At 70.1% G+C, this 7,407-nt stretch carries 8 protein-coding genes; 3 read left to right on the top strand and 5 right to left on the bottom strand.

What is annotated here, in order from left to right; genetic code table 11:
- The 3 genes from ACWCXB_RS36335 to ACWCXB_RS36345 form a co-directional block, all read right to left on the bottom strand.
- On the bottom strand, positions 1-306 hold a 306-nt coding region (locus tag ACWCXB_RS36335; RefSeq protein WP_450728737.1), incomplete at its 3' end, for a PfkB family carbohydrate kinase.
- Positions 303-1,064, bottom strand: a complete 762-nt coding sequence (locus tag ACWCXB_RS36340) for a DeoR/GlpR family DNA-binding transcription regulator (RefSeq protein ID WP_450728739.1) — start codon at positions 1,062-1,064, stop codon at positions 303-305. The genes ACWCXB_RS36335 and ACWCXB_RS36340, both read right to left, overlap by 4 nt.
- Positions 1,065-1,253: 189 nt before the next feature.
- Positions 1,254-2,852, bottom strand: coding sequence for an MFS transporter (locus ACWCXB_RS36345; RefSeq protein ID WP_450728741.1), 1,599 nt, complete (start codon positions 2,850-2,852; stop codon positions 1,254-1,256).
- 63 nt (positions 2,853-2,915) lie between these two features.
- Between ACWCXB_RS36345 and ACWCXB_RS36350 the strand changes: the two genes are divergently transcribed.
- On the top strand, positions 2,916-3,899 hold the full coding sequence (locus tag ACWCXB_RS36350) for a helix-turn-helix transcriptional regulator (RefSeq protein ID WP_450728743.1): 984 nt from the start codon (positions 2,916-2,918) through the stop codon (positions 3,897-3,899).
- A 161-nt stretch (positions 3,900-4,060) separates the two neighbouring features.
- On the opposite strand, the gene ACWCXB_RS36355 is transcribed toward ACWCXB_RS36350, so the two are convergent.
- Positions 4,061-5,089 carry a sigma-70 family RNA polymerase sigma factor gene (locus ACWCXB_RS36355; RefSeq protein WP_450728745.1) on the bottom strand — a complete coding sequence of 343 codons (1,029 nt, stop codon included), beginning with the start codon at positions 5,087-5,089 and terminating at the stop codon, positions 4,061-4,063.
- Between the two features lie 156 nt (positions 5,090-5,245).
- On the opposite strand from ACWCXB_RS36355, the gene ACWCXB_RS36360 reads away from it, so the two are divergent.
- Positions 5,246-5,809, top strand: a complete 564-nt coding sequence (locus ACWCXB_RS36360; protein WP_450728747.1) for an N-acetyltransferase family protein — start codon at positions 5,246-5,248, stop codon at positions 5,807-5,809.
- A gap of 15 nt (positions 5,810-5,824) precedes the next feature.
- Here the strand turns inward: ACWCXB_RS36360 and ACWCXB_RS36365 are convergent, their stop codons facing one another.
- Complete coding sequence (locus ACWCXB_RS36365; protein ID WP_450728751.1) at positions 5,825-6,592, bottom strand: dioxygenase family protein; 768 nt, start codon at positions 6,590-6,592, stop codon at positions 5,825-5,827.
- A 187-nt stretch (positions 6,593-6,779) separates the two neighbouring features.
- Between ACWCXB_RS36365 and ACWCXB_RS36370 the strand changes: the two genes are divergently transcribed.
- Positions 6,780-7,286, top strand: coding sequence for a MarR family winged helix-turn-helix transcriptional regulator (locus tag ACWCXB_RS36370; protein WP_450728749.1), 507 nt, complete (start codon positions 6,780-6,782; stop codon positions 7,284-7,286).
- Positions 7,287-7,407: the final 121 nt, after the last annotated feature.

Raw genomic sequence — 7,407 nt, forward strand, 5'->3', positions numbered from 1 at the left:
CTTCGTCAGGGTGCCGTCCGGCTCCGCGAGCGCGATGTTCGACCGCGTAGCGCCCGCCACCGGCACCGGCGTCACCTCGATCCCCTGCCCCGCCAGCAGCTCCGCGACCAGCGCGCCCGGCGCACCGCCGAGCGGCATCACCGCGACCGTGCGGTGCCCGGCCGCCGCTACCGCTCGCGAGACGTTGACGCCCTTGCCGCCGGGGTCCATGCGTTCGCCGGTGGCCCGCAGCACTTCGCCGCGCTCCAGGCCCGGGATCTCGTACGTCCGGTCCAGCGAGGGGTTCGGGGTGACGGTGAGAATCATGTACGTACTACTTCCGTGCCCGCGGCCTCGATCGCCGCGGTGTCCTCGGGGCTGAGCCCGCTGTCCGTGATGAGCAGATCGACGTCGGCGAGGTCGGCGAAGCGCGCGAAGTGCTCCTCGCCGTACTTGGCCGAGTCGGCCAGCAGCACCACCCGCCGCGCCGCGGCGACGAGCGCCCGCTTGACGGCGGCCTCGGCGAGATCTGGCGTGGTCAGTCCGGCCTCCGTCGAGAAGCCGTTGGTGCCGAGGAAGACGACGTCGGCGCGGATCTCCCCGTACGCCCGCAGCGCCCACGCGTCGACAGCGGCGCGCGTACGGTGCCGGACCCGGCCGCCGACCAGATGCAGGTCGATGCCGGGGTGATCGGCGAGCCGCGCGGCGGCGGGCAGCGCGTGTGTGACGACCGTCAGCGACGACTCCAGCGGGAACGCCGCGGCCAGCCGCGCCACCGTGGAGCCCGCGTCGAGGATGACGCTGCCGTCCTCGGGCAGTTCGGCGAGCGCGGCCCGCGCGATGCGGTCCTTCTCGTCGGCTGCGGTGGACTCCCGCTCGGCGAGGTCCGGTTCGAAGTCGAGCCGCCCGGCCGAGATGGCGCCACCGTGCACCCGGCGCACGAGCCCGGCCCGGTCCAGGGCCTTCAGATCGCGCCGGATGGTCTCGGCGGTGACCTGGAACTCGTCGGCGAGGGACAGCACATCGACGCGTCCGCCCTCGCGGGCGAGGCGGAGGATCTGCTGCTGACGCTCGGGTGCGTACATGTGGGTTTACGTCCGTTCAATGCCCGAACCTGTGGTTTCCCCGTCAGGCTACGCCTCGAGTTCCACAAAGTAAACAGATCCGGGCACAGAACGGGCGCAAACAGGCAGAGGCCCGGCACCGGGAACCCTCCCGGTGCCGGGCCTCGAGCCCGTACCGCCGCGCGCACAGTGCGCGCCCACCGCGCGCGCTCAGCGCGTGAGTGCCGCCTCCCGCTCCTCCTCCGCCGAAGCCGAAGCCCCCGCCGAAGCCCCCGCCGAAGCCCCCGCCGATGCGTCTGCCGATGAGTCTGCCGAGGCAGGCTCCCCGGCCGCCTCCAGGTGCTGCTTCGGCCGCGCCGGGAGCGCGAACATCACCCCGAAGATCACCGCGAGTACCCCGACGACCCACCACAGCGAGCCCTGGAAGGCGTCCGCGAACGCCGCCCCCACCGCGCCCGGCGACGCCGGCCGCTCCTCGTCGATCGCCCCGAAGAAGACGACCGACACCAGCCCGAGCCCGAGCGCGTTGCCCATCTGCGCCGTCGTGTTGATCAGCCCGGACGCCGAACCGGCGTGCTCGCGCGGCACGTCGGACAGCACCGCGTCCGTCAGCGGCGCCACGATCAGCCCCATGCCGAGCCCCATGATCACGAGCGGCGCGATCATCTGCCAGGAGTGGATGCCCGTGCCGTACCGCCCGGCCTCCCAGATGTAGACGAGCAGTCCGGCCGCCATGGTCAGGGCCCCCGCCTGCAGCACCTTCCGCCCGAAGCGCGGCACCAGCTTCTGTACGGACATCCCGGCCGCCAGCGACACGGCAATGGAGAACGGCACCCCGGTCAGTCCCGCCTTCAGCGGGCTCCAGCCCAGGCCGATCTGCATGTACAGCGTCCAGACCAGGAAGAAGATGCCCATGACCACACCGAAGGTCAGCTGGACGGCGATACCGGCGGCGAAGCTCTTCACCCTGAACAGCGACAGCTCGACGAGCGGCGAGCCGTCCTTGCGCGTCTTCCACTTCTCGTACGCCACGAACACGGCGAACACGAACGGGCTGCCCGCCATGCACAGGTGACCCCACAGCGGCCAGTCCAGCTCACGGCCGCGCGTGAGCGGATAGATCAGCATCAGCAGCGCGAACGTGGCGAGGGCGACGCCGACCAGGTCGAGACGGAGCGCCTTCTCGGCGCGGGACTCGGTGATGAACTTCCGGCCGAGGAGGACACCGGCGATGCCGACGGGCAGGTTGATCAGGAAGATCGGCCGCCATTCCAGACCGAACAGATTCCACTGGGTCAGCAGCGCGCCGAGCAGCGGACCGGACACGGCCCCGAGTCCGACGATCGCGCCGAACATCCCGAAGACCTTGCCGCGTTCGTGCGCGGGGAAGGTCACATGGATGATCGCGAGCACCTGCGGCACCATCATCGCGGCCATCGCGCCCTGCAGCAGCCGCGCGGCGACGAGCATCTCGGCGCCCGCCGCGACGCCGCACAGCGCGGAGGCGAGCGTGAAGCCGGTGATGCCGACCAGGAACAGCCGCTTGCGGCCGTAGATGTCACCGAGCCGGCCACCGGTGATCAGTCCGGCGGCGAAGGCCAGCGCATAACCGGCGGTGATCCACTGGATCGCCCCGAACGACGCGCCGAGATCGCGCTCGATGGACGGGATCGCGATGTTGACGATGGTGACGTCGACCAGGTCCATGAAGGCCGCCGTCATGACGATGGCCAGGGCTATCCAGCGGCGCCGGTCGGCAGCGGCAGCAGGGTCGGGAGCCGTATCCAGTACGGCGGCTTGGGAGCTCATGAGGAGGAAAGTAGTCAGGATATAGGTCAGTCCATGACCTAGAAGATGGCCAGGATGGGACGTATGACAGACACCCCGGCACGACTGCTGAATCTGCTGTCCCTGCTTCAGACGCCGCGCGAGTGGCCGGGCAGCGAGCTCGCCGAAAGGCTCCAGGTCAGCCCGCGCACGATCCGCCGGGACATCGACCGGCTGCGCGACCTCGGCTACCCGGTCGAGGCGACGAGGGGCGCAGTCGGCGGATACCGGCTGGTCGCGGGCGCTGCCATGCCACCGCTGCTCCTCGACGACGAGGAGGCCGTCGCGATCGCGGTGGGGCTGCGGGCGGGTGCAGGCCATGTGATCGAGGGCGTCGACGAGGCATCCGTACGTGCCCTGGCGAAGCTGGAGCAGGTGCTGCCGTCCCGGCTGCGGCACCGGGTCTCGATGCTCCAGAACGCAATGATCCCCTTCACCCGCGGCGACGGAGCCACCGTCGACCCGCACACGCTCACCGCCATTGCGACAACGGTCACCGGCCGGGAGCGACTGCGCTTCGGCTACCGCTCGGGCGACGGTACGGAGACGAAACGGCTGGTCGAGCCGTATCGGCTGGTCTCGACGGGGCGGCGCTGGTACCTGGTCGCGTACGACATCGGGCGCGACGACTGGCGTACGTTCCGGGTGGACAGGGTCAGCGATCCATTTGCGACGGGGGCCCGCTTCACGCCGCGCGAGGTGCCGGCCGGCTGGGACGCCTCGAAGCTGCTCTCCCACTCCATGTCCCGGAAACAGCCGGAGCAGGCACTGGACGTGAGCTTCGACGCCCCGGCGGAGTTCGTCTCCGCCCGGCTCCCGGGCTACCTGGGCGCACCCGAGCCGACCGGCCCGGACAGCTGCCGCCTCCGGACCCGCTCACAGGACTCCCTGGAGTGGCTGGCAGTCCGACTGGCCCTGGTCGACTGCGAGTTCACGGTCCACGGGCCGCCATCACTCTCCGACCACCTCACGGCCCTCGGCGCCCGCCTCACGCGGGCGGCGAGCACGCGGAGCACGTCGAGCACGTGAAGGACCCCGACACCGGGGGCACGTGAAGGACCGCGACACCGTGGGGGCACGTGAAGGACCCCGACACCGGGGGGGAGGGTGCCGGGGTCCGCTCAGGGGGTGGGGCTGGGCCCCACCACTTCGACGCTACGCCTCAGGTCAACGTTACGCCTCAGAGCGCTTTACGCCGCCGCGTCGAAGCCCGTGTCGCGTGCCATCCGCTTCAGCTCCAGCAGCGCGTGCTTCTCGATCTGCCGGATGCGCTCGCGCGTCAGACCGTGCTCCTTGCCGACCTCGGTCAGCGTGCGCTCGCGGCCGTCCTCGATGCCGTACCGCATACGGATGATCGATGCGGTCCGGTGGTCGAGCTTGTCGATCAGGTCGTCGAGCTCCTCGCTGCGCAGGAGTGTCATCACGGACTGCTCGGGCGACACCGCGGAGGTGTCCTCGAGCAGATCGCCGAACTGCGTCTCGCCCTCGTCGTCCACCGACATGTTCAGCGAGACCGGGTCACGGGCCCAGTCGAGCACATCGATGATCCGCTCCGGCGTCGAGCCCAGCTCCGTCGCCACCTCGGCGGGCTCGGGCTCGCGCCCGTGCTCACGGTTGAACTCGCGCTGGACACGGCGGATCCGGCCCAGTTCCTCCACCAGGTGGACGGGCAGCCGGATCGTGCGCGACTGGTCGGCTATGGAGCGCGTGATGGCCTGGCGGATCCACCAGGTCGCGTACGTCGAGAACTTGAAGCCCTTCGCGTAGTCGAACTTCTCCACCGCACGCACCAGGCCTGCGTTCCCCTCCTGGATCAGGTCCAGGAGCGGCAGCCCACTGCGCGGATAGCGGCGCGCGACGGCCACCACCAGGCGGAGATTCGACTTGATGAAGATGTCCTTGGCGCGCTCGCCCTCGCGGACCAGCGCCTCCAACTCCTCGCGCGTGGCACCGCCCGCGTCGCTCGATCCCGCCGTGGCAACGGCTGATGTCACGGCGCCGTCGAGGATCTGCCGGGCGTAGACCCCGACTTCGATGGTCTGGGAGAGCTCGACCTCCTTGGCGGCGTCGAGCAGCGGCGTGCGCGCGATCTCGTCGAGATACATGCCGACCAGGTCGCGGTCGGCGATCTCTCCGCTCACGGCGCGAACACTGCTTGACCCATCGGTCCCGGTCCCCTTGGAGGCTGACTGGCGACGGGCGACGGCACGGGTTGCCATGCGTGCTCCCTTGCTGAGTAGGTCGCGACACCCTTCAGGGTCTTCCAGGTGCCCTGCATCCGAGGGAAACAACGACTGGAATCCGGACAGAATTCCCATGGGTACAGGGTTTTTTGTGATCTTGCAGTACCCTGTGCCGCCACCACGGGAGGTCGGATGCTGCCGGAACACAAGGACGTGCAGGTCAGGGCGGGCTCGGCGGCCGATCTCCCGGCCCTCACCGAGCTCTACAACCACTACGTGCGCGAAACGGCCATCACCTTCGACACCACCGTGTTCACGCCCGAGCAGCGCCGCCCGTGGCTGCACTCCCACCCTGAAGACGGCCCGCACCGCCTCCTGGTTGCTCGGGATGTCCGTTCTGACCGAATTCTGGGTTACGCGACCAGCAGCGCTTTCCGCCCGAAGCCCGCTTACGCCACATCCGTCGAGGTCAGCGTCTATCTCGCGCCCGACGCCGCAGGCCGGGGCATCGGCACCCTCCTCTACGACGCGCTCTTCGCCGCACTCGCGGACGAGGACCTCCACCGCGCCTACGCCGGGATCGCCCTGCCGAACGAGGCCTCGGTCCGGCTCCACGAGCGCTTCGGCTTCCGGCACGTCGGTACGTACGCGGAGGTCGGCCGCAAGTTCGGCCGGTACTGGGACGTGGCCTGGTACGAGAAGCCGCTGGGCCGGCCGGGCTCGCGTGCCCTGACACCGCTCACTGATCCGGTCTGATCGACCGGACAGGACCTAGCCGAACTGGACCGACCGCTTCGCCAGCCCCATCCAGAAGCCGTCGATGACGCTGCGCCCCCGGTCCAGCTCCCCGGTGGCATCCGCCGCACCCAGCGTCACGAACAGCGGAGCGAAGTGCTCGGTGCGCGGATGCGCCAGCTTGCCCGCCGGCGCCTTGTGCTCGAAGTCCAGCAGCGCGTCCACATCGGCTGCGGCCAGCGCCCGTCGCCCCCAGTCGTCGAACTCGGCCGACCAGCCGGGTACGCCGCCGCCCGTATGCCGCAGCGCGGCCAGGTTGTGCGTGAAGAAGCCGCTGCCGACGATCAGCACGCCCTCGTCGCGCAGCGGAGCGAGCCTGCGCCCGATCTCCAGCAGCCGCTGCGGGTCGAGCGTCGGCATGGAGACCTGCAGTACGGGGATGTCGGCGTCGGGGAACATCTCGACGAGCGGGACGTACGCGCCGTGGTCGAGGCCGCGGTCCGGGATGTCCTGCACGGGCGTACCGGCGCCGCGCAGCAGCTTCCGTACGGACTCGGCGAGCGCGGGCGCGCCCGGGGCCTCGTACCGCACCCGGTAGTAGTGCTCGGGGAAGCCCCAGAAGTCGTACACGAGCGGCACGGTCTCCGTCGCACCGAGCGCGAGCGGAGCCTCCTCCCAGTGGGCGGAGATCATCAGGACGGCCCTGGGCCTGGGCAGGCTCGCGGACCAGGCAGCAAGCTGGCCGGGCCAGACCGGGTCGTCGGCGAGCGGCGGGGCACCGTGCGAGAGATAGAGGGCGGGCATCCGCCCCGTGGTCACATCCGCGTCCACATCCGCGTCCACATCCGTGTCCACATCCGGGTTCACGTCCGTGCTCACAGGTACCTCCCGAGCATCAGGCTCGAATCTGCTTGAACATTCAAGTTCATGATTGGGGAGAGACTACGCCCATCTTGTTCAACTTTCAAGAACGGGCTCGTACAGTGGATGTATGAGCACGGCACCCGACGCGGGCGATCCCCGCTGGCTCAGCGCCGAGGAGCAGCGCGTCTGGCGTTCGTACCGCCATGCGACCACCCTCCTCGAGGACAGTCTCGACCGCCAGCTCCAGCGGGACGCGGGTATGCCGCACATGTATTACGGCCTGCTCGTCCAGCTCGCCGAGGCGCCGCGCCGCCGCCTGCGCATGACCGAACTGGCCAAGGACGCCAAGATCACCCGGTCCCGGCTCTCGCACGCGATCGCGCGCCTGGAGAAGAACGGCTGGGTGCGCCGCGAGGACTGCCCGTCCGACAAGCGGGGCCAGAACGCGTACCTCACGGACGAGGGCTACGAGGTCCTGAAGAAGGCGGCACCGGGCCATGTCGCCGCCGTACGGCAGGCGATCTTCGACCGGCTCACCCCGGAACAGGTACACCAGCTCGGCGAGATCACACGCATCATGACCGACGGGCTCGAACCGGGCGGCGCGGGCGCGGACCTTCCCTGGCTGCGCTGAGCGGTCGCCCCTCCCACGGCATGAGCGGGGCCCCGCCCGGATTCGGTGCATCCGAATCCGGACGCGGTCCGCGGTCGAGCACGCGCACCCCGGGTATGGGTTCGAGCCGGTCGCGCAGCCG

The organism is Streptomyces sp. NPDC001514, assembly GCF_053597075.1.

Excerpts from the sequence above, each read along its gene's own strand:
- ACWCXB_RS36340 (WP_450728739.1), bottom strand. The coding sequence starts at position 1,064 with ATGTACGCACCCGAGCGTCAGCAGCAGATCCTCCGCCTCGCCCGCGAG.
- ACWCXB_RS36345 (WP_450728741.1), bottom strand. The coding sequence starts at position 2,852 with ATGAGCTCCCAAGCCGCCGTACTGGATACGGCTCCCGACCCTGCTGCC.
- ACWCXB_RS36350 (WP_450728743.1), top strand. The coding sequence starts at position 2,916 with ATGACAGACACCCCGGCACGACTGCTGAATCTGCTGTCCCTGCTTCAG.
- ACWCXB_RS36355 (WP_450728745.1), bottom strand. The coding sequence starts at position 5,089 with ATGGCAACCCGTGCCGTCGCCCGTCGCCAGTCAGCCTCCAAGGGGACC.
- ACWCXB_RS36360 (WP_450728747.1), top strand. The coding sequence starts at position 5,246 with ATGCTGCCGGAACACAAGGACGTGCAGGTCAGGGCGGGCTCGGCGGCC.
- ACWCXB_RS36365 (WP_450728751.1), bottom strand. The coding sequence starts at position 6,592 with ATGCCCGCCCTCTATCTCTCGCACGGTGCCCCGCCGCTCGCCGACGAC.
- ACWCXB_RS36370 (WP_450728749.1), top strand. The coding sequence starts at position 6,780 with ATGAGCACGGCACCCGACGCGGGCGATCCCCGCTGGCTCAGCGCCGAG.